Origin of the sequence: Streptomyces sp. NBC_00388 (assembly GCF_036061255.1) — a bacterium.
Taxonomy (GTDB): domain Bacteria; phylum Actinomycetota; class Actinomycetes; order Streptomycetales; family Streptomycetaceae; genus Streptomyces.
This window is the reverse complement of the sequence record NZ_CP107948.1, coordinates 4,784,240-4,809,737: the sequence shown is the minus strand read 5'-3', so window position 1 is coordinate 4,809,737 and position 25,498 is coordinate 4,784,240. Positions and strand designations below refer to the sequence as shown.

The following is a 25,498-nucleotide window of genomic DNA, read 5'->3' as shown; positions in this document are numbered from 1 at the left end:
TTTCGCGAGGATCGTAACGCGCGTAGATGTCAGGTAAAGGCCTGTTCGGAACCTGTTATCGGATCGACGCGAACGGGGTCGTGCCACTCCGGTGACATGTCCGCCTACGGACGATGACCATCCAGCAGCGCGGCAGCCGTGAACAGCTCCACGCCCGCCTCGATCGACGCCTCGTCGGGGTCGAAGTCCCCCCGGTGCAGGTCACCTCGGGCGCTGTCGCCCGGGGTGCGCACACCGAGCCTGGCCATCGCGCCGGGCACCTGCTCCAGATACCAGGAGAAGTCCTCGCCGCCGAGGCTCTGCTCGGTGTCCTCGACCGCGTACGCCCCGCGGCGCGCGGTCATGGCGTCCCGCAGCAGCTCGGCGACCTCACCGTCATTGACGACGGGCGGCACCCCGCGTACGTAGTTGATCACCGACTTCGCCCGGTGCAGGTCGGCCACCTCGGCGATGGCGGCGTGCACCAGGTCGGGAGCGGACCGCCAGGCCTCCAGGTCGAGGCAGCGCACGGTGCCGGAGAGTTCGGCGTGCTCAGGGATGACATTGCAGGCATGGCCGGCCTCGATCCGCCCCCAGGTCACGGCGAGCCCCGCCCGGGCGTCGATCCGCCGGGCCAGCAGCGCCGGGACCTCGGAGGCGACCTTGGCGGCGGCGGTCACGAGGTCGGTGGTGAGGTGGGGGCGCGCGGTGTGCCCGCCGGGCCCGTCCAGGCTGACTTCGAGCCGGTCGCAGGCGGAGGTGATGGGCCCGGTCCGCAGCCCGATCCGCCCGGCGTCGACCTTGGGGTCGCAGTGCACGGCGACGATCCGGCCGACGCCTTCGAGCACGCCGGACTCGATGGCGTCCGGGGCGCCGCCCGGGAGCACCTCCTCGGCGGGCTGGAAGATCAGCCGCACGGGGTTCGGCAGCCGGCCCTCCCGGTGCAGCCGGGCGAGCACCAGGCCGGCGCCGAGCACGACGGTGGTGTGCACGTCGTGCCCGCAGGCGTGCGCCATGCCGGGCACGGTGGAGCGGTACTCGCAGTCGGCCTTGGTGTCCGGGATGGGGAGCGCGTCGATGTCGGCGCGCAGGGCGAGCATGGGGCGGGGGGCGGGGGCCGCGGCGTGAGCGGCCGTGCCGGCACCGACCGTGATGGGCACTCCGGTGAAGCCGTCCGGGGTGCTGAGTCCGTCAGGGGTGCCGAGGCCGTCAGCGGTGCCGAGGCCGTCAGCGGTGCCGAGGCCGTCAGCGGTGCCGAGGCCGTCAGGGGTGTCGAAGCCTTCGGGGATGTCGATGCCGATGTCGCAGACGAGCCCGGTCCCGGTGTTGAGCACGCGGGGTGCGAGTCCGGCCAGTTCCAGCCGCGCCTTGAGGGCGGCGGTGGTACGGAACTCCTGGTTGCCGAGTTCCGGGTGGCGGTGCAGATCACGGCGGAAGGCGATCAGCTCGGCGCGGAGGTCGTCGGGCAGCGCACCGGGCAGAGCCGCGTCCACGGCCCCGGGGCGGCCGGGGGCTCCGGCGCTCTCACCCTCACGGGCATCACGGGCGCCGTCGGGGTCACCGGGCTGATCGGCATCGGACTCACGGGACTTCAACTGGTTCACCCGTTCAAGGTTAGGCCCCTTCACTACTCAACTAACCATCGATCAACAAAAGTTCAGCCGCTTAGGCGAAAGAATCTTGGGGTGAGGGGCTTGGGGCGGGCTGTGGCTGGGTACAGCCCGCCCCTGCGCTGCCGTCCTCTACAACGGGACCGGGACCTCGTTCAGGTAGAGCTGGTTGATGTCGGGCGCACCGACCAGTCCGGTCCAGACCCGTACGCCGTCCACCAGGCCCGCCGCCGCATCGCCGTATCCGCCGCCGGGCAGGCGCCCCCGGCCGACCGAGAAGTCCCCGGTGGCCTGCCACGGGGAGTCGAAGGTGACCCCGTCGTTCTGGCGGACGCCGTTCACGTACAGCTGCAGCTGACGGTGTGCGCTGTCATAGGTGCCCGTGATCATCGTCCAGGCACCCCTCGGGTCCACCAGCCGCGCCGACTCGATGCTCACCGGGTCGGTCACCGTGGTGGCACCGGCGGTGTCCTTGCTGGTGCGTCCGAACACCCACATCCCCTGCGACAAGCCGGATGCCTGGGTGTACCAGAGACCCCAGGAGTCGCGGCTGGTGCCGCCCTGCCCGGCGATCCGCATCGTGTGGGACTTGCTCGTGTCGCTCAGTGCCGCCGGGTCGAGCCTCACCCACGCGGCGATCGTGAAGTCACCCTGCGCGTCGACCAGCGGACCGTGCGCCGTGGCGTACCCCTTCGCGCCGTCGAGGGAGAGAACGCCGCCCTTGCCGCCGTCGTTGTCGGTCGCGAACGAGGATCCGGAGGACAGGGTCGCGGGGTGGCCGTAGCCGGACGAGTCGGCGCCGGTGGTACCGGAGGGCTCGTCCAGCTCCCAGTCGGCAGCGAGAGCGGGGCGCGGCTGACCGGTCTCCGGGTCGTCCTCGGCCTCCAGGCCGGCGATCTCGTCCGGCCCGAGCGCCCTGGCCCAGGTCCGGATCTCGTCGAGCTGTCCCGGGAAGTAGTCGGTGAACGCGCCGCCGTACTGTCCGCGGCCGATCTGCAGGCCGCCGCCGGCCTTCCACGGTGTGGTGACGGCGACCGGCTGCCCCTGCGGGGCGCCGTTGACGTACAGCTGGATGGTGCGGGCGCTCGCGTCGTACACACCCGTCAGGTGCGTCCAGACCCCGGTCGCCGGCGTCGCGGTCGAGACGGAGCGGACAAGGGTGGGCGTGGCGGAGTCCGAGGCGGACCGGTTGAACACCCATGCCTTGTAGGAGGCCGAGTAGTACAGCGCGAACGCCGACCCATGCACACCCGCCTGGGCCGCGACGACGGCGTTGTGCGAGGTGCCGGTCAGACGGGCCCAGCCGGAGACGGTGAACGACGCGGAGGTGTCGGGGCCGGCCCCGGCGACCGTGGCGTACCCCTTGGTCCCGTCCGTGGTCAGCGCCTTGCCGAGCCGTGCCTGGCCGGACCATCCCGCCCCGCCCATGAGCGCGGCGGGATGCGCACCGGCGCTGTCCGCCGCCGTGGCGCCGCTTCCCTCGTCGAAGGACCAGTTGCCGGTCTGCGGGGCGCCCTGCGCCACGGAGAAGTCGTAGGCCCTGGAGGGCGACGTGTGCCCGGCCGCGTCCCATGCGGCCACCTCCAGCACGTTCACACCCAGCTGGTCCGGTGTCAGAGTGAGCGCGGTGCTGGTGGTTCCGGCCGGGACCGTTCTGGTCTGCTGCCGGGAGCCGTTGAGCGTGTAGGTCAGTTTCACGATGTCGGCGGACGTGGTCGTGACGGTGAACACGCCGGGTACGCCGATGCCCCCGTGCGAGGCGCAGCTGCCCTGTCCGCATTCCGGGTAGTCGGTGGATGTGACCGACGGGGCGTCCAGGGCCAGCGCGGCCCGGGCCCGCCCTGCGGAATGGGATGCGTGTGTCGCGCTCCCGGTGCCGGCCAGCGCCGGTGACGCGGCGAAGCCGGTCGCGGCCTGTGCCAGGAGGGCCGCGCCCACCAGCCACGCCGCGCGTGTCCGCACGGACCTCCGTCTGCCACTACCCCTGGATTGCCTCACAGCCCCGCCCCATTCCCGTACGCCAAACCAGTTGGCCCCCACAGCTATCGCTTATGGATCTTGACAGGAGGAGGGAGGCAACGGGGCAAGGTGTTCGTCAAGAGGAGGCCATGTAAAGGTCATTCACTGTTCCGTCGCTCGAACACCACAGGTACTCGAACACCACAGGCACCTGCGGTCGGTGTGTCCGGGCTGCCCGCGTCCACGCACGTCGTCGTGCTCACACCCCCGGCGCCAGCCGCTGCACATCGCGCGCCGTCCCCGTCACCCCCGCCAGGAACCCCTGCGCCCGGGGCGACGCCATCTCCGTGAGCCACGCGGGGTCGATGTCGCAGACCGCCACCCGTACCTCCGTGCCCGCCAGGGCGAGCGGCAGGGTGTGGACCACCGTGGACGGGAAGCTCACGATCGTGCGGCCGATGGGTCCGCGGCGGGCGATCAGCTCCAGCGGGAGGTCGGGGCGGACGATCTCCAGGCCCGTCTCCGCGTGCAGGCGGTGCAGCTTCTCGGTCGACTCGCGGCGGTGGGCGAAGTACCGCGTCACCCGGTGGGCGCGGGCGAGGCCTGCCACCGCCTCGATGTAGCGGTCCTGGTCCACCACCCCCGTCTCCACGAGCGAGGTGCCCACCAGGTCCGAGGTGCGGGTGATCCTCGGCGGGCCGAAGCGGGCGCGCGTCCAGGCGAACTCGTTGGCCGTGACGGTCAGGCCGGGGGGTGCGTCCGCCACCGGCATCGAGCTGAAGACCTCGACGGTGCGGCGGCCGGACGGGGTGAGGCGGCGGCGGGCCGCCGACGCCATGGGGGCGAAGAGCAGGTCGCGTGCGCCGCGCCGGCCGCGTCGGTGCCAGCGCACCAGGGGCTCCTTGGCGGCGAGTTGGGCGATGAACTCCATGGTGGCGGTGCCGTCGTCCACCACCGTCAGGTCCCGGGCACCGCTCAGGGCGAGGAGCAGCTGCACATACCGCGAGAAGGGGTCGCCGATGACGATCCGGCCTGCCCTGCGCAGCAGGGGTGTCAGCCCGCCGATGGTGTGGAACGGCGCCGCCACGCCGCCACGCGCCTCCTCCCAGCGCACCGTCATCCCCTCGCCCCGGGCCAGTTCGGCCATCCGGCGCAGCTGGCCGCGGGACATGGGATCGAGTGGTGAGAGGACGACCACGGTCAGGTCCGCGGTCGCCGGGTGGGCCCACTCCAGCAGGTTGAGCAGCTGGACGGGGCTCTCCACGAAGGCGAGCGTGGCGGGGGCGCTCTTCACAGTGGCGGTTCTCCGGTCTCGGGCGCTCGCCTCAGACGGACGCGGGCTCGCGGTCCGCGCCCTCGGCGACGACGCCCGCCACCCGGCGCAGCTTCTTCATCGGGGCCAGCTCCGACTCGTAGACCTTCTTGACGCCGTCACCGAGCGACGCCTCGATGGTGCGGATGTCGCGCACCAGGCGCTGCAGGCCCTGCGGCTCGACGGACGCCGCCTGGTCGGAGCCCCACATGGCGCGGTCCAGGGTGATGTGGCGCTCGACGAAGGCCGCGCCGAGCGCGACGGCGGCGAGGGTGGTCTGGAGGCCGGTCTCGTGGCCGCTGTAGCCGATCGGGACGTTCGGGTACTCGCCCTGGAGGGTGTTGATGACGCGGAGGTTCAGCTCGTCGGCCTTGGCCGGGTAGGTCGAAGTGGCGTGGCAGAGAAGGATGTTGTCGCTGCCGAGCACCTCCACGGCGTGGCGGATCTGCCTCGGGGTCGACATGCCGGTGGAGAGGATCACCGTGCGGCCGGTGGCGCGCAGCGCGCGCAGCAGCTCGTCGTCGGTGAGCGAGGCGGACGCGACCTTGTGCGCCGGTACGTCGAACTTCTCCAGGAACGCGACGGCCTCGGTGTCCCACGGGGACGCGAACCAGTCGATGCCGCGCTCGGCGCAGTGCTCGCTGATCGCCCGGTACTCGTCCTCGCCGAACTCGACGCGGTGCCGGTAGTCGATGTACGTCATCCGGCCCCAGGGGGTGTCGCGCTCGATGTCCCACTGGTCGCGCGGGGTGCAGATCTCCGGCGTGCGCTTCTGGAACTTGACCGCGTCGCAGCCGGCTTCGGCGGCGATGTCGATCAGTGCCAGGGCGTTGTCCAGCTCACCGTTGTGGTTGATGCCGATCTCGCCGGTGATGTAGACGGGGTGGCCGGGGCCCGCGGTCTTGGTGCCGAGGGTGCGGAGACGGGTGGTGCTCATGAGGGGGTTCCTTACTTGTTGAGGGTGGGGCCCAGGAGCCAGGCGGCGATCTCGCGGATCGCTCCTTCGCCGCCGGGGGTGGTGGTGACCGCGCGTGCGGCGCCGCGTACGGCGTCATGGGCCTGGGCGACCGCGACGGGCCACCCGACGAGGCCGAAGCACGGCAGGTCGTTCACGTCGTTGCCGACGTAGAGCACGCGCTCGGGCGCGACACCCTGTTCTTCGCACCACTGCTTCAGTGCGAGGTCCTTGCGGTCGATGCCGTGCAGCACGGGCACCCGCAGCTTTCGGGCGCGCGCAGCGACGACCGGGTTCTGTTCCGTGGAGAGGATCAGGAGCTTGAGGTCCGTGGAGTCGCGGAGCGCCGCGATCCCGAGGCCGTCGCCGCGGTGGACGGCGACGATCTCGCGGCCGTCGGCGTCGATGAGGACGCGGTCGTCGGTCTGGGTGCCGTCGAAGTCCAGGACGACGGCGTCGACGTCGTCACGGCCCGGCAATGTACGGACGTCCAGGAGGGGCGCGAGGGCTCGGGCCCGCGCCAGGTCGTGCGGGTCGTCGATCTCCAGGACACGGGCCGGGTCGGTACGGACCAGGGCGGTCTCGCCGAAGAAGCGGTGCCGGGCGGCCCGGAACCCCCCGGCGTTCATCGCGTAGGCCGCGCCGGTCTCCAGGTAGTCCTGCGGGCGGTCCTGGCGGCGGGGGCGGAAGGCCTTGTCGTGGTTGACGCCGAGGGAGTCCGCGCCGCTGCCGTCGGCGCGCTGTTCCTCGCGCCAGACGAAGCCGTGCGTGGGGGCGACGGTGAGCGCGGTGTCGGCGCCGCCTCCGGCGACCGCTGCCGCCACTCCGTCGATCTCCTCGCTGGTGAGGAAGGGGCTGGTGCACTGCACGAGCAGCACGACATCCGTCCCGGGGTACGCGTCCAGCGCGTGCAGTACGGCGGCCTCACTGGTCGCCGTGTCCCCGGCGATCTCGGCGGGGCGCAGCACCACATCGGCGCCGGCCTCGCGCGCCGCCGTCGCGATCCGCTCGTCGTCCGTCGACACGGCGACATCGGTGATGTGCCGGGCACCCCGGCAGGCCCGGACGGCGCGGGCGACGAGCGGTACGCCGCCGACCGCTTCCAGGTTCTTCGCGGGGACGCCCTTCGACCCCCCGCGTGCCGGGATCACGGCCAGGATCCTGGGGGGCCGGGCGGGCGCTGCGGGCGGTACGGACCCGGGGGCTCCGGCCGGCGCTCCGACGGGCCCCGCCGATCCGGTCGTCCCGGCGGTTTCGGCCGCCGGCTCGGCGGCTTCGGTGGGCATCACAGTTCTCCCATACGGCGGATGACGGGGGCGACGCGCTGGACGCCGTGGCGGTAGGCACCGCGCGCCACGTCCCGTACGGCGTCGCGGACCACGCGCCGTACGGCGCCGGTCTCTGCGGCCGGGGCGGCGTCCAGGCGGTAGCGGGCGAGGATGCCGGGCAGATAGCCGGGCGCGGTGGTGAGGGTGTAGTAGGGCGTGATCGGCGGGAGCCGGGGGTCGAGGAGCAGCCGGGCGACCCGTTCGCGTACGGCGTCGAAAGCCGTGTCGTACGCGCCGCCCCCTGATGAGGGACCGCCTGCCGCGACCCCCTGGCGGGCCAGCCAGGCGGGGTCGGCCCGCGGGCGGAGTCCTGAGTCGAGCTGGTCCCAGGAGGCGAGGCAGCCGGAGCCGAGGAAGTGGTGGTTGCCGAGGGCCTCGCGGATCCCGAGGTCGGTGAGGACCGCGGTGGGGATGCGGCGGTGCAGGGATTCGAGGGCGGCCGTCGAGGAGACGGTGACCAGGAGGTCCGTGCGGTCCAGCACCTCGCCCATGTGGCCGTACACCAGGCGGAAGTTGCCGGGCAGGCCGCCGGGGAGCCTCTCGGCCAGCCTCTGGTAGGGCAGTTCCTCGATGTGCGTGGTGTGCTCGCCGGGCTTGGACCGGAGCTTGAGGAGCACCTCGCGGCCGGGGTGCAGCCGGGCGTGCTCGACCAGGCGGCGCAACAGGTAGTGACGGCCCTCACGGGAGGCGGGGACCGAGGGCTGGGCCGCGAAGACAACGGTCTTGACCGTGTCGCCGGTGTACGGGGCGCCGCCGAGGAAGGGCAGCGCGGCCCCGGTCACGACGGACGCGTCGGCGCCCACCCCCTCGTACACCGCGCGGAAGCGCTCCGCGTCGTGCAGGGAGTTGGCGAGGACGACGTCGGCGCCGTGCCGCAGCAACAGCCCGTCGGCCAGCTTCTCGTAGACCACGCCGACATAGCCCGTGACGACGACGGGCCGCCGTGCGGGAGCGGTGAGCGCGGCGAGTCCGTGCAGCATCGCCTGGACGGCGCCGCCGACGAGCGCGAGCACGATCACGTCGTAGCCGTCCCGCTCGACGGCCCGGAGGAATTCCGCCCCCGTGACCTCCTGGACGGCTGCCTCTTCCACCCCGGCCCCGACTTCGGCGAGCTGGCGCGGGGTGGGGGTGGCCCGGCCGCGGAGCAGGAAGCCGCTGAGCCGGGTGTCTCCCACGGAGAGACGGCGTGCGGTGAGCGCGCCCCATTTCCAACGGGTGTCGGAATCGGCGATCACGGCAACGCGGAGAACATCGCTGGTACTTGCTGGCACAACGACGAAGGTAGAAAGGCATTCGGTTCGGCGGCCCAACTCAGCCGCAACAAAGGGTTAACAGCGGACCGACAGAGAGGTATACCGGGGCCGGCGCGGCCCGGTTCACGGTTCCGCCATATTCAGTTCACCTGTCATCCCACCGGGCTTCAGGGCGAATGCCGGGGAACCTCCTAGCGTCACGCAGGTGGTCAAGCTCTCCGTCATCGTGCCGTTCTACAACGTGCAGACATACGCACCCGACACACTCAGAAGCCTCCGCGCCAACGCACGCGAGGACTTCGAGTTCCTGCTCGTCGACGACTGTTCGACGGACGGGACCCCGGAGATCCTCGAACGTGCGGAACGCGAGCTTCCCGGGGCCGTGCTGCTGAGACACCGGGAGAACGGAGGACTCGCCACCGCCCGCAATACCGGGCTCTCCGCGGCGAACGGCGAATACATCACCTTCCTGGACGGCGACGACTGGCTCGCACCCGGTTACTACGAGCGGCTGCTGGCCGGTATGGAGACGCTGGGCTGCGACTTCGTCCGCACCGACCACGTCCAGTGCACCGGCAGCGCGCGTACGGTCCACCGGGTCCCGTACGGCAGGCGGGACGAGGTGACAGCGCCGCGTGACGTGATCCTGCCCGCCGACCGCTCCACCCCGGTCGACTACGCGTACGCCTGGGCCGGCATGTACCACCGCAGGCTGCTGGACCGCGGGCTGCTGCACTTCACCCACGGACTGCGCACCGCCGAGGACCGCCCGTGGATCTGGCGGCTGCACAGGGAAGCCGAATCATTCGCGGTCGTCGGACTCCTCGGAATGTTCTACCGGCGCGGTGTCGCGTCGTCACTCACGCAAATCGGCGACGTACGCCAGCTCGATTTCATCCGCGCTTTCGACCAGGTAATCGACGATACGTCGAAGGACCGTGAAGCAGACCTTCTGCTTCCCAAGGCCGTACGCACCTACTGCGCCATTATTTCTCACCACTTGGGCTCCATCGAAAGGTTCGAACCAGCTGTGGCACGTAAATTGCGGACGCTCAGCGCGGCCGCGCTGAAACGGTTGCCGCAGGATCTGCTGAGCGACGCGCTCGACTCGATGGACACCGCGCGCGCCTCACGGCTGCGCCGGCTGCGCCGCCGCCCGGCCCCGCTGACGACGGAGGCCGCCGCGTGACGTCGCCCGCTGGTACGGCCCCCGCCCGTACGACGCAGATCTTCTACGCCTCCACGCTGTACGGGGCGGCCACGCTCGCCGCCGCCCTCGACAGTGACTGCTTCGCCCCGGCCGGCCGGCGGCTGCTGCTCGTCAGCAACAACGCGGCGATCCCGGAGACCGCGCCCGCGCTGGACGCGATGCCCGGCTTCGAGCGGCTGCGCGAGCGGTTCGACGGAGTGCTCTCCTGGAACACCACCATCGCCCCGCTGCACCCCGGCGGCTGGTCCCCGCGCCCCGACGACATCCCCCTGTGGGAGCGGCAGTTGCGGCTGCTCTGGGATCTCGGCGACGACCGCATCGAGCTGGCGGTCGAGTCCGTGCAGGTCAACCCGGCGCAGGCGCTCGCGCTGCTCTTCCAGGACGCGCCGGTCACGGTGTACGCGGACGGGCTGATGTCGTACGGCCCGACCCGCAACAAGATCGACCCGCTCATCGGCACCCGGATCCGGCGGCTGCTCCACCTGGATCTGGTGCCCGGGCTGAAGCCGCTGCTGCTCGCCGAGTTCGGGGTCGAGCCGGAGATCGTGCCGGATGCCGCCTTCCGCCGGGTCCTGAGCGAGGTGGCCGGGGCCGCGACGGGGGTGCCCGAGTGCACCGAGCCCCCGGCACTGCTGCTCGGCCAGTACCTCTCGGCCCTGGAGATCCTCACCCCGCAGCAGGAGGAGGAGCTGCACGTACGGATGCTGCGCGGGGCGGTGGCCCGCGGTCACCGCACGGTCGTCTTCAAACCGCACCCGACGGCGCCCGCCCGCTGGTCGCGGCTGCTGGAGCGGGAGGCGGAGCGGCTGGGCGCCGAACTGACCGTGGTGGAGGAGCCGTTGCTCGCCGAGACGCTGTACGAGCGGATGCGCCCGGCGCTTGTGGTCGGCTGCTTCTCCACCGCGCTGCTGACGGCGAGCGCCTTCTACGGGATCCCGGTCGCCCGCACCGGTACGGAGCTGCTGCTCGACCGGCTGGCCCCGTACCAGAACAGCAACCGCGTCCCGGTCACCGTCGTCGACGCGCTGCTGCCCGGTCTGGAGGATGCCGGGGTGGCGCCCGCCGACGACCTGCCGGGGCTCGTCGCCGCCGTCGGGTTCGCGATGCAGCCGCAGCTCCGCCCGGACCTGCGCCCGGCGGCCGAGGCCTATCTGAGCCGTCATCTGGATGCGCACACCTGGCGGTACTTCAAGCGGCGCAGGCTGACGGTGCTGGGGCTGCCGGGGGCGCTCCCCGCCCAGCTCGCCTTCATTCCGCGCAACGCGGCGGTGCGGCGGGTGGCCAGGCGGGCCCGTTCCCTCAAGAGAGTGGCCCTGGGATGACCGCGACACCGGCCGTCACTCCTGCCACCTCCGTCACTCCTGCCGGGCCGACCGCAGCAGCGGTCGCGGACGCACCCGGGTCAGGCGACGCACCGGGTCCGATACCCGGCGCCCCGGCGGCGGACGGGCCGATACCGGAGCCGGTACGGGAGCCGGTACCGGGGCCGCCCGCCCCGGCTGCGGGCGTCCGGCCGGTCCGCGCGGGCGGGCGGCTGCGGGCGCTCGACGGGCTGCGGCTGGTCGCCGCCCTGATGGTCGCCGCGTACCACTACGGCGGCCGGGACGGCGACATCGCGCGGGCCTGGGGCGGGTCGCCCCGCCACCAGTTCCCGACGCTCTCCGCGTGGTTCGCCTACGGCTGCCTGGGTGTGCAGATCTTCTTCGTGATCAGCGGCTTCGTGATCTGCATGAGCGGCTGGGGCCGGCCGCTGCGCTCCTTCTTCGCCTCCCGGGTCTCCCGGCTCTACCCGGCGTACTGGGCGGCGATCGTGATCGTCACCGCGGTGTTCGCCCTCCCCTGGGTCGCGTACCGGACGGTCTCGCCCAGTGACGCGCTGGTGAACCTCACCATGCTCCAGCAGCCCGTCGGCGCCGAGCGGGTGCTCGGCGTCTGCTGGACCCTCTGGGCCGAGCTGCGCTTCTACGCCCTCTTCGCCCTCTTCGTGGTACTGCCGGGTGCCAACCGGCAGCGTGTGCTGATCTTCTGCGGGGTGTGGACGCTGGCCGCCGCGATCACCGACGCGGTGCACCAGCCGATGCTGAGCACGGTCCTGATGCCGGAGTACGCACCGTTCTTCACCGGCGGGATCGGTCTCTACCTCCTGCACCGCGACCGGCGTGACGTCATCGCCTGGGGTGTGGTCGGCGTGAGCTGGGCGATCGGCCAGCACTACGCGGTCGCGGGTCTGTGGCACCGGGCCGACCCGGCGTTCTTCTCCTACCGGCACACCGCGGTGATCATCGCCGTGGTGACCCTGGGGTTCGTCCTGGTGGGCGCGGTGGCTCTCGGCTTCTTCCGCTGGGCCGACTGGCGCTGGCTGACCGTGGCCGGGGCGCTGACCTACCCCTTCTACCTGGTGCACGAGCATCTGGGCTGGGTGGTGGTGGCCGTGCTCCACCGCGAGCTGGGCATCCCCGCGTACGGAACACTCGCCCTGACCGTCGCGCTGATGCTCGGGCTTGCGTGGCTGCTCAACCGCTGCGTCGAGGACCGGCTGACGCCGCTGCTGCGCAGCGCCCTGTCCAGGAGCATCACCTCGCCCCGGAGCCGGTGACGGCCCGGAAGGGGGCCACCCGGGGCGGGGCCGCGCCGTGCCGGGGCGTGCCGCTGCCGCCGCAGACCGAGCGGGCCCGTCACGCCTCGCGTGGCCGGTAGGCGGCCTCGATCCCCGCGACGATCAGCCGCAGCCCTTCTTCGAAGCGCTGGTCGTAGTCGGTGAAGATCTCCCAGCCGGCGGCCGCCGTGAGCGGATATCCGGCGAGCCGCTCGGCACGCTCCGCCACCCCGTATCCGGCACGGCGCTCGTCCGGCATCGGCTGGACGCCCTGTTCCTCGATGACGAAGCCCACCGTGTAGGAGTACGCGGTGGTGGCTGCCCTGACCGCCTGCGCCAAGCCGAATCCGCGTGAGGTCATCTCGCGCAGATGCTCCTCCATCGACTGCGCGTGGTCGGTACCGGTGAACCGGGCGCCGCTGTAGACCCGGGCGCCGTCGCGGTGGCGCAGCAGCATGGCGCGCAGGGCGCGGTTGTTGAGCAACAGGCCGTCCTGCCAGCTCCGGCCGGGTTCCGCGGGTTCCAGGGCGACCATCCGCCGGTACATCACCGTCGCCATCTCGTCGAGCAGTGCCTGCTTGTCCTTGAAATGCCAGTAGAGCGCGGGCGCCTTGACGTCCAGTTCCCTGGCGATGGCACGCAGCGACAGGCCGTCCAGCCCGACCTCGTTCAGCAGCCGCAGTGCGGTCTCGGCGACGCGCGCCCGGTCGATCTTCGTTGTTCCCACCTTGACAATTTAACAGCGTTAAGCGCACTCTCTGGACCATGGAACTTAACAGCGTTAAGGAAACCGTCACGGATACCGATGTCCTGATCGCCGGCGCGGGCCCCGCCGGGCTCGCGCTCGCCGTCGACCTGGCCAGGCGCGGGGTGCGTTCGGCCGTGGTCGAGAAGGCGGACCGGCTCTTCCCCGGCTCCCGGGGCAAGGGCCTCCAGCCACGCACCCTGGAGGTCTTCGACGACCTCGGCGTCATCGACGCGGTACTGGAGTCGAGCGGGCCCGCCCCGGTCCAGATGATCTGGAAGGACGGTGAACGGCAGGGCGAGCACCACATGTTCGACCCGGTCGCGCCGTCCCCGGCGGCCCCGTACGCGGGTACGCCGCGCCTCCTGCCGCAGTGGCGGACCCAGGAGATCCTTTACGCACGCCTCACCGAGCTGGGCGGCGACGTCTCCTTCGGCAACGCCCTGACCTCCCTCACCCAGGACGCCTCCGGGGTCACCGCGGTGCTCTCCACCGGCGCCACGGTCCGCGCGGCGTACGCGGTCGCAGCCGACGGCGGCCGCAGCACGGTCCGCGCCGCGCTCTCCATCCCGATGACCGGCGAGACCGTCGACCCCGCGTCCATGCTGGTCGCCGATGTACGGATCCCGTCGCTCGACCGGCTGAACTGGCATGTCTTCCCGGTCGAGGCGGGCTTCCTGATGCTCTGCCCGCTGCCAGGAACCGAGGAGTTCCAGCTGGCCGCGCGCTTCCCTGACGGGGAACGCCCCGACCTCTCCCCCGGTGGCGTGCGCGCGCTGATCGCCGCCCGTACACATCTCGCCGCCGACGATGTCACCGAGGTCCTGTGGGCGTCGGACTTCCGGCCGCGCGCGGCGCTTGCCGACCGGTTCCGCGCGGGCCGGGTCTTCCTGGTGGGCGACGCCGCCCATGTCCACTCGCCCGCCGGCGGCCAGGGTCTCAACACCAGCATCCAGGATGCCTACAACCTGGGGTGGAAGCTCGGCCGGGTACTGCGCGGCGGAGCCCACGGGTCCCTGCTCGACTCGTACGAGGAGGAGCGGCTGCCCAACGCGGCCGAGATGCTGGGCCTCTCGACCCGGGTGCACCGCGGCGAGCAGCGGCGCGGCGCCGCCACCCAGCAACTGGGCATCGGCTACCGCGGCGGGCCGCTCTCCCAGGGGGCCGCGGGCGCGCTGCAGGCAGGCGACCGCGCACCCGGCGGACCACTCGGACCGCGGGAGGGCGGGTCGCTCTTCGACGCCTTCCGCGGCCCGCACTTCACCCTGCTCGCCGTGGGCACCGACGCCGCACTCCCGGCGCTCGATCCCGGCACGGTGCACGTCCACCGGCTCGACACCTGCGAGCCGTACGGCAAGGGGCTCTTCCTCGTCCGGCCGGACGGGTACATCGGCTGGGCCGGTGACGACGCCACCGGGCTGGCCGGCTACCTCACACGCTGCTGAGCGAGAGCTTCACCGCGAAGCCCAGGAAGAGCGCGCCCGCCGCCGTCGTCACCCCGGCCGACAGACGGCGGCGGCGGCGGAAGGCGGCGGCGAGGCGGGTGCCGCCGAATATCAGCAGGGTGAGGTAGAGGAAGCTCGCCACCTGGGCCAGGCCGCCCAGGACCACGAAGGACAGCGCCGGGTAGGCGTAGTGCGGGTCGACGAACTGCACGAAGAAAGAGATGAAGAAGAGGATGGCCTTCGGGTTGAACAGGCTGACCACCAGCGCCCTGCGGTAGGGCCGCTCCAGGGCGGCCTGCTGCTCGCCGGTGGTCTCCGCCGCCTGGCCGCCGCGCTCGCCGCGGTCCCGCCAGAGGGCGCGCGCCGTGCGGACCATCCCGAACGCGAGATAGGTGAGATAGCCGGCGCCCGCGTACTTCACCAGGCCGAAGAGCAGCGGATTGGCCTGGAGCAGCGAGGCCACCCCAGCGGCGGAGAGCGTCATCAGCACGGTGTCCCCGCAGAACACCCCGGCGGCCGCCGTATAGCCGGTACGCACACCGCGCCTGGCCGCGACCGAGAGCACATACAGCGAGTTGGGGCCCGGCAGCAGAATGATCAGCACCAGGCCGGCGAGGTAGGTAGGGAGATCCGTGACACCGAGCATGGACCGAGTCTCGCACGCGGGTACGACAGCCAGGGAGTGACCCTCAGCACCTCGGAACCGTGGCTCACCGCGCCCCGGCTCATGGGCTTCGCCTGGCCCCGGGAGGGGCATCACTCCGGGGCGGGAGACAGCGGGAGACAGCGGGAGACAGCGGGAGACACGGACAGAGAAGCGAGAAGAGAAGAAGAGGGGGAAGGATGCGGAAGATCCTGAGGTGTGTCGCCGCCGCGGCGGTCGCCGTGGCGGCGGGCTGTTCGGTACAGACCACCGGGGCGCACACGGCGGGCGACGCGAAGGCGGGCGGGGGCACGGCGGCCGGCAACGCGACGCCCCGGGCACCGGCGAGCACCCCGGCCCCGGCCCCGGCGCACCGGCCGGCGGCGGCCACCGCACGTCCGTCCGCGGCGAGGAAACCGGCGGGACCGGCCGGGCCGCGGCACGCGGCGGCGCCGGGCAGGACCCTGATGGCGCGCGGAGCCACGGGCAAGCAGGTCCGTGAACTCCAGGCGCGGCTGCGGCAGATCGCCTGGTTCGGGTCCTCGCCCACCGGGACGTACGGTCCGGTGACCGCCGCCGCGGTCAGCGGGTTCCAGGGCAAGCGGGGTCTGGCCAGGACCGGCACGACGGACACGGTCACCTGGCAGCGGCTGCTCGCCATGACGCGGACCCCGACCCGCGACGAGCTGAACGGAACGGCGGGCGGGCACTCCGCGGGCAAGCTCGACCCGCGCTGCCTCACGGGCCGGGTGCTCTGCATCAGCAAGACGAGCCGCACCCTGCGCTGGGTCAATGACGGCAAGGTGCTGTCCACGATGGATGTGCGCTTCGGCTCGCAGTACACGCCGACGCGCGAGGGCACCTTCCACATCGACTTCAAGAGCCTGCACCACGTGTCGACGATCTACCACACGGCGATGCCGTACGCGATGTTCTTCAGCGGCGGCCAGGCGGTGCACTACTCGTCGGACTTCGCGGCCCGCGGGTACAGCGGCGCATCGCACGGCTGCGTCAACGTCCGGGACAAGGCGAGGATCGCCGCGCTCTTCGGCCAGGCACGCACCGGGGACAAGGTCGTCGTGTACCGGTGAGCAGGCGGCGGGCCGGATTGGGGGCGCGGGTGGGTCCGGGGGAACGAAACCCACCCGCGCCGGTTGCGCGGAGCCGAAGGTACGGGGGGAACCCCGGCTCACGCGCGGCCGATGACCAGTCGGCTCACTCTCTACTGCGCCGGGCCGCCCGAAAGTGTCACACCTGCGGGCCGGGCGCCCTGGCCGGCCGCCCCGGCGGAGCGGATCCGGCCCCCGTCACCTGTTCTCCCGGCGTGCCGCGGCGTTCCGGGCGGCGGCTGAGGTGGACGCGGAGGACGCCGGTGAACCGAGCTTCGGGGAGGGCGAGGCGCCGGCCGGGCGCGACGGGACGGGGGAGGCAGGAGAGAGAGGGGCCTGGGGTGTGAAGGAGACATGGTGGTCGCCGGAGCCCCCGGCGCCCAGCACCCGGCCGCAGAACTTCTGGACGTTCTGCGCGCCACCGGCCTTCGACTCCAGGCTCCGTCTGCGCTCTCCGCCGACCCGGCCCGCACGGTAGTCGCGGCAGACCGCGGCCAGCTTGCGGTACAGGCCCGTTGTCGAGCGGTCGTGGTCCCCGGAAGGCGACGGCGTGCCCTGGCGCCCGGCGCCGGACTCCTGCCCGGTGGCCGCGCCGGGCCGCCCGTCCGGCCGTCCCGCTCCGCTGTCCCCTGGGCCCGTGGAGCCCCCGTCCCCGGAGCCCGCCTGCGGGGTGCGGGGGGTGGGCTCCCCGGTGCCGGGGGTACTGCTGTCCGGCCGCGGCGAGGCGCTGCCGGCCGTCGCCGGGGAGCTCCCGGAGAGGAGCGGACGCGGTGTCGCGGCGGAGGACACGGACGAGGCGGGCATCGGTTCGCTGCGGCCGAAGGGCGAGGGCAGCATGCCGGCGCCCGCGGCCACCGCCACCCCGCTCAGCGCGCAGCCCGCGACCACGGCGGCGATACTGAACCGCACCGGGCGGCCCCAGCGTGCCGCGGCCGGGGGCCGCACCGGCCCGGCCGGACCGGCAGCGCCGTCCCTGGCCAGCCGGAAAGCCTCCAACGCGGCTTTCTCACCGGGGAGTTCACCGATGTCGGAGGGCGCAGCCGACCGGGCGGCGCCGTCCAGCGCGGCACGCAGCCGTGCGGCCTGGGCCCGCGCGTGATCATCGACGGCGCCGACGGGGCCACCGCGCAGCAATCGCTCCGCCGTGTCCTTGTCAAGCCATTCGCACCGCTCGTCGGCCATCACATGTCCTTCTGCGTCCACGGACGCGAATGCGTCACACCGACCGCGGCTCCCGCCTCCTCGTGTGGGGAGCGCTGCGTGGGTACGGCGTCGAGCCCGTGCGGGCCCGCATCGGGGCCGAGCAGTTCGGCGAGCTTCTTCAGTCCGCGGTGCGCGGCGGTCCGCACCGCGCCGGGCCGCTTGCCGAGCGCCTTTGCGGCGCTCTTCGCGTCGAGCCCGACGACGACCCGCAGCACCACCGCTTCGGCCTGGTCCTGTGGGAGCTGGGCGATGAACCGCATCGTGCGGCCGGTGGCCAGGGCCTCGATGGCCTCTCCCGCGGTGTCCGATTCGCCCGCCTCCGCGGCCAGTTCGGACTCGTCGCCGCCGCCCGCGGGGCGCCTGCCCCGCATCCGTATGTGATCGAGCGCGCGGTTGCGCGCTATCCGGGCCGCCCAGCCGCGGAACCGGTCGGCGTCGCCGCTGAACCGCTGGAGGTCGCGGGCGATCTGCAGCCATGCCTCGGAGGTGACGTCCTCCGCGTCCGGATCGCCGACCAGCGTCCGTACATATCCGAGCAGCCTCGGGTGCACCGCGCGGTACACAGTACGGAAGGCGTCCTCGTCCCCGTCCTGCGCCGCGAGCACTGCGGTGGTCAGCTCCGCGTCGTCCCCCAGCACTTCCTCAACCTGTCCTGCTGCACCGCTCCCCCGCTGTGCAGCTGGTCGCCACTGCCGCGCTGCTGTGCGCAATCCGTCACGCTACGGCCTGAGCCCGGCCCACGTCCACGACTTGTACGACCAGCGACACCGCGCTGACTCTGCGCGGTGTGACAGAAAACGCACGTCCGGCGCTGAGAGAGGTACGGGGCCGTCACGCGGTTCCCGCCGACGGCGACCGGGGCCTCTCCTGTGGGGGGTGGCGGCCCCGGTCGCCGTCGGGTTTCCCACGGCCTGGCCTGCCGCCGGCTCTTCCTCTGCCGCGGCACTCCCCGTACCCGGGCACACCTGTCGGCGCCGGGCCTGCGGACGATGCGCGCCGCCGTCGTCATCGTTCACGTACAGAATTTCGTCGTCCTTCACGTACGGAAGCAGAGGGCCCGCACAGTCGCACCGTCCGCGTGGTGTCCGGATATCCCCAGGGACGAAAGCCCGGCGGTCGGGCCAACGGCCCCAAGGAGCCGTCCTACAGGTCCAGAACCAGGCGTGGCGAAATCGAGCGGGACACACACGGGTACATCCGGCTCCCGGGTGCGCCGATGTCGTCGCGGTGTTCGGGCTCGCCGTCCAGGACGGTGAGTTCGCAGCTGCCGCAGACACCTTCGCGGCAGCCGGACGGGACCGGCCGGCCGGCGTGGTTCAGCGCGTCCAGCAACGACTTCCCGGCATCGACCTGGACTGTCTGCCCACTTCGGGCGCACACCGCTTCGAACGCCGTGTCCGGTGCGAATTTCCGCGCGGTGGGCCGGAACCTCTCGGCGTGCAGCTGCCCGGCGGGAAACACCTCCTCGACCGCGGCGAGCATGGCGGCGGGGCCACAGCAGTAGGTCAGTGCGCGGGGCCCCAGACCGGCTGCCATCGCTGCGAAGTCCGGCCTGCCGTGTTCCTCGGTCGCAACGATGGTCACCTTGTCGCCGTATGCGGCGCGCAGCTCGTCGGCGAACGGCATGGAGGCGCGGGATCGGCCCACGTACACCAGTGTCGCCTCGGCGCCCCCCTCGGTCGCGGAGCGCAGCATCGGCCGGATGGGCGTGATGCCGATTCCGCCGGCCACGAAGAGGTACTCCGGCGCGGGTTCCAGGGGGAAGTGGTTGCGTGGCAGGGAGACTTCGAGCGTCCGACCGGGCTTCAGGAAACGGTGGACGTACTCCGAGCCGCCCCGGCTGAGCTGTTCGAAGCGGACCGCGATGCGATACCGGTCGCGTTCCGCGGGGTCACCGCACAACGAGTACTGCCGTGTCAGCCAGTTCGGCAGGGTGAGGTCGATGTGCGCTCCCGGCCGCCACGGCGCCAGGGGCCCGGCGGCACCGCGCAGGGCCACCGCGACCACGCCGTCGGCGATCTCTTCGATCCGGTCGATAATCGTCTGCTGCATGGAAATCCCCCGTCAGTACAGCTCGCGGTAGCCGGCTTCGAGCCCCGCTTCGAGCATCACCGGATCGATGTCGACGCCGAAGTGGGCAGCCGCGACCTCACCCACCGACGGAAGCTCGTCGGCCAGCGCCTGGCTCGCGGGATCCCACAGCCGGGACCGGATCAGTGCGCGACCACAGTGGAAGTACGCCTCGGCCACCTCGACCACGATGGCCAGGACAGGTTCGCGCGCCTCGGTCTGCATCCGGGCGAGCACATCGGGCTCGTCGGTGGGATAGCCGCGCCCATTGACCCGCAACGTTTCCCGGGCGCCGGGGATCAGGAAGAGCAGCCCGACCCCGTCGCGCTCGGCGAGGTTGGTGAAGGAATCGGCGATCTTGTTGCCGGGGCGGTCGGGGATGGCGAGGGTGTGCTCGTCGAGCACCTTCACGAAGCCCGGGTAGTCGCCGCGGGGCGAGCAGTCCAGGTGTCCGTCCGCACTGGAGGTGGCCAGCGACAGGAACGGGGAATGCGCGATGAAGCGGCGGGAGAAGGCGTCGATGTGGTCCTGCTTCTTCTCCTTGAGCATCGCCTCGGGCTCGCCCAGCCGGGCACGGACCTCGGCTGGTGCCACACGGCGCGGCCGGACGCGGGTAAGCGTCATAACGGACTCCTTTCGGATTCGTCCTGGGTGGAATGCACGGGGACGCGCGGGGACGCGCAGTCGGCGCGGCGGGAGAAACTTCGCTCAGCCGCAGGTCATGGCAGTATTATGAGCAATCATTCAGTTCACGCGCTACTCGCTTTGGCGCCGCTTCGGAAGGGGTGTCATGACGTCGGGGAAACAACGGCTTCAGCCACGTAAAGAGCCACTCCAGGCCCGCGCCGAGCTCACCCGGCAGCGCATCCTCACCGCGGCTGCTCACGTTTTCGCCGAGCACGGCTACGCCGCGGGCACCACCAACCGGATCGCCGAACAGGCCAGGGTCTCGATCGGTTCGCTGTACCAGTACTACCCGAACAAGGACGCGATCCTGGCCGAACTGGTGACCCGGCACCTCGACGCCGGCGCCGCGGCCATGAGCCGCCGCCGCAGCGGCGCCCTGCCGGAGTCACTGGAAGCGATCATCCGCCTGTTCGTGCACACGTCGATCGAGAACCACCTGGAGGATCCGCACCTGCTGCGCGTCATGATGGAACAACCACCGCTGTCGGCCGCCCTGCTGGAGAAGGTCGCCCGGTTCCAGGAGGCGGACGTCGCGTACGTCCGGGAGCTGTTCGAGCGCCATCCGGAGGTCCGGGTGGCCGACACCGCGATGGCGGCACGGGTCGCGGTGTCGGCGATCGAGTTCATCGTGCACCCGCTCGTCGCCGAGCCGGGCCCGGTCGACGCCACCAGGCTGGAGAACGAACTCGTGGCGATGCTGACCCGCTATTTGCGGGGCTGAGCAAGACGAAGGCGACCGGTGTCCCACCGTCGGTCGGGCGCTTCACACGGGACTGCCCGCTCCTGGGGTGACGGCTCGCCGGTCCCTCCGGCTCCCGGCCCTGTCGCCGCTACGGACGTCAGCGTGACGGCGGCCCGGTCATGGGTATCGGCGGGGCGTCAAGGACCGGGCTGAACCTTCGGCGACAACGCTCAAGGCCCGATGACACGGAACAGTTGGGCGCAGCAGCCGCCGATCACCCGACCGCGCGGCGGACCGGCGGGGAAGGGCATCGCGAGGGTGCCCGTGCCGGGCGCCCGGGGCGACAGCGCCGGCCCGGGTACTCGCGGCGCAGAACGCTACTGCGCACGCGCGGGTGCGAGAACGCTACTGCGCACGCGCGGGTGCGAGAACGCTACTGCGCACGCGCGGGTGCGAGAACGCTACTGCGCACGCGCGGGTGTGAGAACGCTCCGGCCTGCCTCCGATCGCCCTGCCCGCGGCAACGCCAGGAGACGGTGGATGCCGGGCTGCTCCTGCCGCGTGTCCTGGAGCACGGTGGTGGCGAGCTGGCGCAGGGCGTCCGCGTGTGCGGTGAGGACGTCGTGGGTCTGGGAGTCCTCCGGGTCGGTGAGCAGCAGACGGGCCGCCGTGTTGGCGGCCAGCAACCGTGGTTTCTGGGCTTCCCGGTGGGACGGAGGGAGGTACCGCCAGGCGGTGTTGGCGATCGTGACGAGCCGCCAGGTGGGGGACGAGGAGGGCTCCGCCTCGTAGAAGCGCAGGGCGTGGCGGCTGACCAGCCAGTACGACAGCGCCAGCGAGGCGCCGGCCAGGGTGTCGAACGACACCCACACGTACAGGAGCCGGCGACGGCCGGTCACCTCATCGGCCAGCCAGGCGAGGCCGGCGCCGCCCGCGCCGAACAGAGCGAGGGCGGCGAGGGAGAAGAGCAGCACCGCCGGGAAGAGGCCAATGCAATTCTCGCTCTCCAGGCGGGTCAGCCCCTTCCAGTGCGGGGCAAGATACCTGGCATACCGCGCAGTTCGGGGGGCGGGCTCGATGATGGCGATACGTCTCGCCCAGCTTACAGCCATGGCAATTCCACTCCACGAGTTCGGCACATTTGGATATCCGAGGGAACGAGCGGAGCGTGCGGGAGACTCTGTCTCTGCGGTGAAATATCGTTCCGCCGCACTAATTTTCACCAAATGGCCGGGCGCACCCGGGGGCTCATTCAGCCTTACGCCGAGGAATCGGCGCAGAATATCCGAGGCAGCCGTTCCGGAGAGCGGTGGCGGAATGGAAAATCCAAAATAGCGCAAGCAGGAAACGTCCTCCGCCCCGGCGGCGGCAGAGCCGGATGTTCCGCGCGGGGGCGGCTGCCCCGACCGCCCTCCGGGGCCGGGGCCGCGGCAGCACACAGCAGTGCGCCGCGAGCGGGCCCACTCGCGGCGCACCTGATGTCACCTCAGCCGTCAGTGGTGACGGTGCCCCAGCCGCTCGGTGTCCACGACACGGCCGCGCGCGTCGCGCAGGGTCGCCGTGTCGACGCGGTCCCAGATCGGGGCGCGGCGGTTCTGGTAGACGTCGTTCCAGGTGTCACGGCCGTGTCCGGTGTGCACCTTGACCGACTTGTGAGCTCCGAGCCGCAGGGCGCGGAAGCGGTAGGAGTGGTGCTGCGCGTCGGTCAGCGTCCATCCCCGCAGCTCGACCGCCCGGCGGGAGTTGTTGGTGACCGTGATCCACTCGGCGTCCGCCCGGTTGCCGGCGTGGTGCCCGCGGCCGGGGACGGCGACGTGGTGGACGGTGCCCACCTCCACGGCCGAGCGCACGGGGCGCGGGGCCGGGCGGTGGTCGGCGGCCGCTGCCGGGAAGGCGGCGGCCAGCAGGGCCCCGGAGGCCAGTACAGCTGCGGCGAAACGGGAACCTGAAGACAAAGACGACATGGAACCCCCAGATCAGGGCATGCGCGCGCCGGTCGGCCCGCGCATGGTGCAGATGGACTTCCGGCTCTGTGCCGGACAACCCACACTCTGGACCGAACCAGTTCCGATGTCCGGAGAACCTTCGCGACTTTACCGAAAGCGGACAAAACACACACCGTCAGATCATCCGGCGTATACGCCCCCGCGCATCCGGCCCGGGGTGCACTCCCCCGCCCCGTCCGACCCACGGCCCACACCCGGCACTCGGGCCTTGACGCCGGCGCCGCCACCCGCACCGGCACCCGCACGGTGACCAACTCCCCCATCCCGCCCCGCAGACGGTAATCAGTCCGCTACGGTGCGTGATACGGCCCGAGCCGGGCCTCGGCAGACAAGGGGACCCTGAGTGAAGCGCATCCGTATCGTGCTCGCCGCACTGACCATCACCGCGGCGACAGCGGCGGCCCCGGCCGCCGCGAGCACCGCTCCGCAGCCGCACACGGACCGGGCGGCCGCCCCAGGGCCGCAGCCCGCCCCCTGCTCGGGCGAGTTCCGGGCGGACGCCAGGCTCGGCCCGCAGTGGCTGCCGTCGAAGCACGAGAAGCCGGTGGGCCCGCTCCTCAAGGGGTATCAGCGGACCGGAAAGCTGTCGCCCGAGGACTTCCTGAAGAAGTACTGGGAGGGACCCGCGGACTCGGGCAGCTGGAAGTACCCGCCGAACGACGGCTTCAAGGAGGTCAACGGGCAGGTGGAGAAGGAGCCCGAGAAGCTGCGCACCGGTGAGCGTCTGGACCGCTTCGGCTCCGAGTACGGCTCCTACCTGGCGCCCGCGGGCGATGCGTACGCGAAACGCGCGCTGCCCCCGCAGAGCCTGACCACCCGGGACGCCGCGGTGCCCTGCGACTACCACGTCTACAAGGTCGCCAAGCCGTTCTGGGTGTGGCAGGGCGGGATCGCCCCGTGGTTCGAGCAGCCGGGGAACGGTCAGCAGATCAAGCTCGACCCCGTCTTCCTGAACCCGGGCGATGGCCAGCGGCTGAATGTGAAATGGCTGCTCGACCACCACTACCTCGCCCAGGCCGCCGCGGCCGCCGAGTAGCGCGCCCATGGACCGCCGCGAACTGCGTTCCGCGCTGCGCGACGCCGGAGTGCCCGACGGCTACTACCGGATCGAGGGGGTCCATGAGCCGGTCCCCACCCCCACCGACTTCCTCTATCTGAAGCGGACCGAGGACGGCGGGGCGTGGGAGACCGGTGCGTTCGAGCGTGGCCTCTCCGAGGTCATCGGCCGGTACGACGCCGAATCCGACGCCTGCGCGCACCTGCTGAGGCTGCTCGCCTGACAGCGGTCCGCCCCGGACCGGGGCGGACCTGGGCGGACCTGGGCGGACGGTGCCGGGCGGTGCCGGGCGGTGCGGCTACTGGTCCCCCACGTCCCGGCGGTTCGACAGGGCAGACTCAGCGAGGGACGAGAGCCCCTCCACATAGACGGTGCCGTCCGGCGCGTCCCGCACGACCAGCCAGCCGCGCGTCCCCAGACTCCGCACCTGCCGCCGCACCCCGTCGCCCAGTTCGGCCGCGAGGTCGTCCTCGCGGGGCGTGCTGCCTGCGTGCAGATGCTCGCGGATCCGGAGGAGCAGCGCCTCTTCCTCCGCCGTGATGTTGAAGTCCATCCCTGGACGCTACGGGGCGCCGTCCGCCGCCGCCTGCGGAGTACCGAAGACCGCCCAGTACCCACCCGGTCCCCACCCCGGGTCCGCACCCCGCCGCACGGAAGAAGCCCGCGGCGCAGGCCCGGCGTCGCGGGCCCCCGCCCGGATCCCGCCCGGCCCCGGACCGGGTACGGATCAGGCCGGCCCGCCGGGTGCGGCCGGCACCCGGGCGACGCCCGGCACGGTCGGCAGCTTGGGCAGGCCCGGCAGGTTCGCGGCCGGGAGTCCGCCGCCGAGCACGACCGCGACGACCGCGTTCACCTCCGCGGTGACCACGCCCTGCGCCGCCGTTGCGACCTGGGCGGGGGTCCCGGCCGTGCTCGCCCTGACGAGCGTGTCGACCTTCGACTGGAGGTCGGCCGCCGCCCGGGCCTTGAGCGCGGCGCCCGGGTCGGGCGCCGCGGGCGTGCCGGACACCCCGGTCGCACCGCCGGGGATCCCGGGCGCCGCGGGCGCCCCGGGGGTGCCTTCGGTGACCTTCGACAGCGCGTCCCTGACCGGGCCGGCCAGCTTGGCGGCCTCCGCTGCGGAGAGCTTGCCGCCCGGGGCCTTCAGTACGGCGTCGAGAAGAACCGTCACAGGCGACAGGACACCGCCGGCGTCCCCCAGCAGCTTCGCCTGGCCCGCGAGCCTGCCGGCGCCCGGCACCGGCGCCGGCGGAGCGGTCGCGGTACGGGGCACGGGAGAGTCGCCGGCCGTCGCGCAGGCCGCCGGACCCGCTATGCCGAGGGTGAGGGCGCCGCAGACTGCGGACGAGACGAGGAGACCGGCCTTCGGGGGCATGCGCATGGAAAGCGTTCCTTTCGGATGTGCGGGAAGTACTCAACGCCACCGTGCGAACGGCTGAACACACCGCGCAATCGCTACGTCACCGAACGTCAGCGGGCCGGGTCTGGGAAACCTGCCCCGACCTGCGTGTATACGGCCTTCCGGGGGGCCGGGCGGATACATCCGTTAGGGGGTCGCCCGCACCGGCGGCGGGCGTGCGGACCGGACACGCGGACGGGCCGCGGCCCACGGGACGGATCCCGTGGGCCGCGGCCGCCCCTGCCGGGCA

Annotated in this window: 24 protein-coding genes; 8 read left to right on the top strand and 16 right to left on the bottom strand. The window is 72.2% G+C overall.

Going from position 1 to position 25,498, the window contains the following annotated elements:
- Positions 1-104: 104 nt before the first annotated feature.
- The 6 genes from OG917_RS21635 to OG917_RS21610 form a co-directional block, all read right to left on the bottom strand.
- Positions 105-1,583: an amidohydrolase gene (locus OG917_RS21635; RefSeq protein ID WP_443059003.1), complete on the bottom strand. Its 1,479-nt coding sequence runs from the start codon at positions 1,581-1,583 to the stop codon at positions 105-107.
- A 138-nt stretch (positions 1,584-1,721) separates the two neighbouring features.
- Positions 1,722-3,551: a LamG domain-containing protein gene (locus OG917_RS21630; protein WP_328319249.1), complete on the bottom strand. Its 1,830-nt coding sequence runs from the start codon at positions 3,549-3,551 to the stop codon at positions 1,722-1,724.
- A gap of 256 nt (positions 3,552-3,807) precedes the next feature.
- Positions 3,808-4,842, bottom strand: coding sequence for a hypothetical protein (locus OG917_RS21625; RefSeq protein WP_328319248.1), 1,035 nt, complete (start codon positions 4,840-4,842; stop codon positions 3,808-3,810).
- Positions 4,843-4,873: 31 nt separating this feature from the next.
- A complete protein-coding gene (locus OG917_RS21620; RefSeq protein WP_328319247.1) occupies positions 4,874-5,797 on the bottom strand; it encodes an N-acetylneuraminate synthase family protein in 924 nt (307 codons plus the stop codon).
- Positions 5,798-5,808: 11 nt separating this feature from the next.
- Complete coding sequence (locus OG917_RS21615; protein ID WP_328319246.1) at positions 5,809-7,101, bottom strand: acylneuraminate cytidylyltransferase; 1,293 nt, start codon at positions 7,099-7,101, stop codon at positions 5,809-5,811.
- A complete protein-coding gene (locus tag OG917_RS21610) occupies positions 7,101-8,453 on the bottom strand; it encodes a DUF6716 putative glycosyltransferase (protein ID WP_443059002.1) in 1,353 nt (450 codons plus the stop codon). Before OG917_RS21610 ends, OG917_RS21615 begins: the two co-directional genes overlap by 1 nt.
- Positions 8,454-8,601: 148 nt before the next feature.
- Between OG917_RS21610 and OG917_RS21605 the strand changes: the two genes are divergently transcribed.
- The 3 genes from OG917_RS21605 to OG917_RS21595 are packed head-to-tail and all read left to right on the top strand — an operon-like array spanning position 8,602 to position 12,202.
- Positions 8,602-9,585, top strand: coding sequence for a glycosyltransferase family 2 protein (locus OG917_RS21605; RefSeq protein ID WP_328319244.1), 984 nt, complete (start codon positions 8,602-8,604; stop codon positions 9,583-9,585).
- Entirely contained in the window at positions 9,582-10,928 is a 1,347-nt protein-coding gene (locus OG917_RS21600) for an alpha-2,8-polysialyltransferase family protein (RefSeq protein ID WP_328319243.1), read from the top strand. The genes OG917_RS21605 and OG917_RS21600 overlap by 4 nt, the downstream gene beginning before the upstream one ends.
- Positions 10,925-12,202, top strand: a complete 1,278-nt coding sequence (locus OG917_RS21595; protein WP_328319242.1) for an acyltransferase family protein — start codon at positions 10,925-10,927, stop codon at positions 12,200-12,202. Before OG917_RS21600 ends, OG917_RS21595 begins: the two co-directional genes overlap by 4 nt.
- A gap of 79 nt (positions 12,203-12,281) precedes the next feature.
- On the opposite strand, the gene OG917_RS21590 is transcribed toward OG917_RS21595, so the two are convergent.
- Complete coding sequence (locus tag OG917_RS21590; RefSeq protein ID WP_328319241.1) at positions 12,282-12,929, bottom strand: TetR/AcrR family transcriptional regulator C-terminal domain-containing protein; 648 nt, start codon at positions 12,927-12,929, stop codon at positions 12,282-12,284.
- A gap of 38 nt (positions 12,930-12,967) precedes the next feature.
- Here OG917_RS21590 and OG917_RS21585 point away from each other — a divergent pair, with 38 nt between their 5' ends.
- Positions 12,968-14,392, top strand: a complete 1,425-nt coding sequence (locus OG917_RS21585; protein WP_328319240.1) for an FAD-dependent monooxygenase — start codon at positions 12,968-12,970, stop codon at positions 14,390-14,392.
- Here OG917_RS21585 and leuE read toward each other — a convergent pair.
- Positions 14,379-15,038, bottom strand: a complete 660-nt coding sequence (gene leuE / locus OG917_RS21580; RefSeq protein WP_328319239.1) for a leucine efflux protein LeuE — start codon at positions 15,036-15,038, stop codon at positions 14,379-14,381. The two genes, OG917_RS21585 and leuE, sit on opposite strands and share 14 nt — an antisense overlap.
- A gap of 197 nt (positions 15,039-15,235) precedes the next feature.
- Here leuE and OG917_RS21575 point away from each other — a divergent pair, with 197 nt between their 5' ends.
- Positions 15,236-16,126, top strand: coding sequence for a L,D-transpeptidase family protein (locus OG917_RS21575; protein WP_328319238.1), 891 nt, complete (start codon positions 15,236-15,238; stop codon positions 16,124-16,126).
- A 216-nt stretch (positions 16,127-16,342) separates the two neighbouring features.
- Here the strand turns inward: OG917_RS21575 and OG917_RS21570 are convergent, their stop codons facing one another.
- From OG917_RS21570 to OG917_RS21555, 4 genes are all read right to left on the bottom strand, one after another.
- Positions 16,343-17,326: a hypothetical protein gene (locus OG917_RS21570; RefSeq protein ID WP_328319237.1), complete on the bottom strand. Its 984-nt coding sequence runs from the start codon at positions 17,324-17,326 to the stop codon at positions 16,343-16,345.
- Positions 17,326-17,985, bottom strand: a complete 660-nt coding sequence (locus OG917_RS21565) for an RNA polymerase sigma factor (protein ID WP_328319236.1) — start codon at positions 17,983-17,985, stop codon at positions 17,326-17,328. The genes OG917_RS21570 and OG917_RS21565 overlap by 1 nt, the downstream gene beginning before the upstream one ends.
- 505 nt (positions 17,986-18,490) lie before the next feature.
- Complete coding sequence (locus tag OG917_RS21560) at positions 18,491-19,399, bottom strand: PDR/VanB family oxidoreductase (RefSeq protein WP_328319235.1); 909 nt, start codon at positions 19,397-19,399, stop codon at positions 18,491-18,493.
- A gap of 12 nt (positions 19,400-19,411) precedes the next feature.
- Positions 19,412-20,041, bottom strand: coding sequence for an MSMEG_1061 family FMN-dependent PPOX-type flavoprotein (locus tag OG917_RS21555; protein WP_328319234.1), 630 nt, complete (start codon positions 20,039-20,041; stop codon positions 19,412-19,414).
- 166 nt (positions 20,042-20,207) lie between these two features.
- On the opposite strand from OG917_RS21555, the gene OG917_RS21550 reads away from it, so the two are divergent.
- Positions 20,208-20,825, top strand: coding sequence for a TetR/AcrR family transcriptional regulator (locus tag OG917_RS21550; protein WP_328319233.1), 618 nt, complete (start codon positions 20,208-20,210; stop codon positions 20,823-20,825).
- A gap of 422 nt (positions 20,826-21,247) precedes the next feature.
- Here the strand turns inward: OG917_RS21550 and OG917_RS21545 are convergent, their stop codons facing one another.
- Both OG917_RS21545 and OG917_RS21540 read right to left on the bottom strand, forming a co-directional pair.
- Positions 21,248-21,898 carry a hypothetical protein gene (locus tag OG917_RS21545; protein ID WP_328319232.1) on the bottom strand — a complete coding sequence of 217 codons (651 nt, stop codon included), beginning with the start codon at positions 21,896-21,898 and terminating at the stop codon, positions 21,248-21,250.
- Positions 21,899-22,279: 381 nt separating this feature from the next.
- The gene (locus tag OG917_RS21540; protein ID WP_443059001.1) at positions 22,280-22,750 is read right to left on the bottom strand and encodes a lamin tail domain-containing protein; all 471 of its coding nucleotides are present in this window, start codon (positions 22,748-22,750) and stop codon (positions 22,280-22,282) included.
- A gap of 385 nt (positions 22,751-23,135) precedes the next feature.
- On the opposite strand from OG917_RS21540, the gene OG917_RS21535 reads away from it, so the two are divergent.
- Both OG917_RS21535 and OG917_RS21530 read left to right on the top strand, forming a co-directional pair.
- Entirely contained in the window at positions 23,136-23,828 is a 693-nt protein-coding gene (locus tag OG917_RS21535; protein ID WP_328319230.1) for a TNT domain-containing protein, read from the top strand.
- Between the two features lie 7 nt (positions 23,829-23,835).
- A complete protein-coding gene (locus OG917_RS21530; protein ID WP_328319229.1) occupies positions 23,836-24,072 on the top strand; it encodes a hypothetical protein in 237 nt (78 codons plus the stop codon).
- A 75-nt stretch (positions 24,073-24,147) separates the two neighbouring features.
- Here OG917_RS21530 and OG917_RS21525 read toward each other — a convergent pair whose 3' ends face one another.
- Positions 24,148-24,402 carry a hypothetical protein gene (locus OG917_RS21525; protein ID WP_328319228.1) on the bottom strand — a complete coding sequence of 85 codons (255 nt, stop codon included), beginning with the start codon at positions 24,400-24,402 and terminating at the stop codon, positions 24,148-24,150.
- Between the two features lie 174 nt (positions 24,403-24,576).
- On the bottom strand, positions 24,577-25,230 hold the full coding sequence (locus OG917_RS21520; RefSeq protein ID WP_328319227.1) for a hypothetical protein: 654 nt from the start codon (positions 25,228-25,230) through the stop codon (positions 24,577-24,579).
- Positions 25,231-25,498 lie beyond the last annotated feature (268 nt).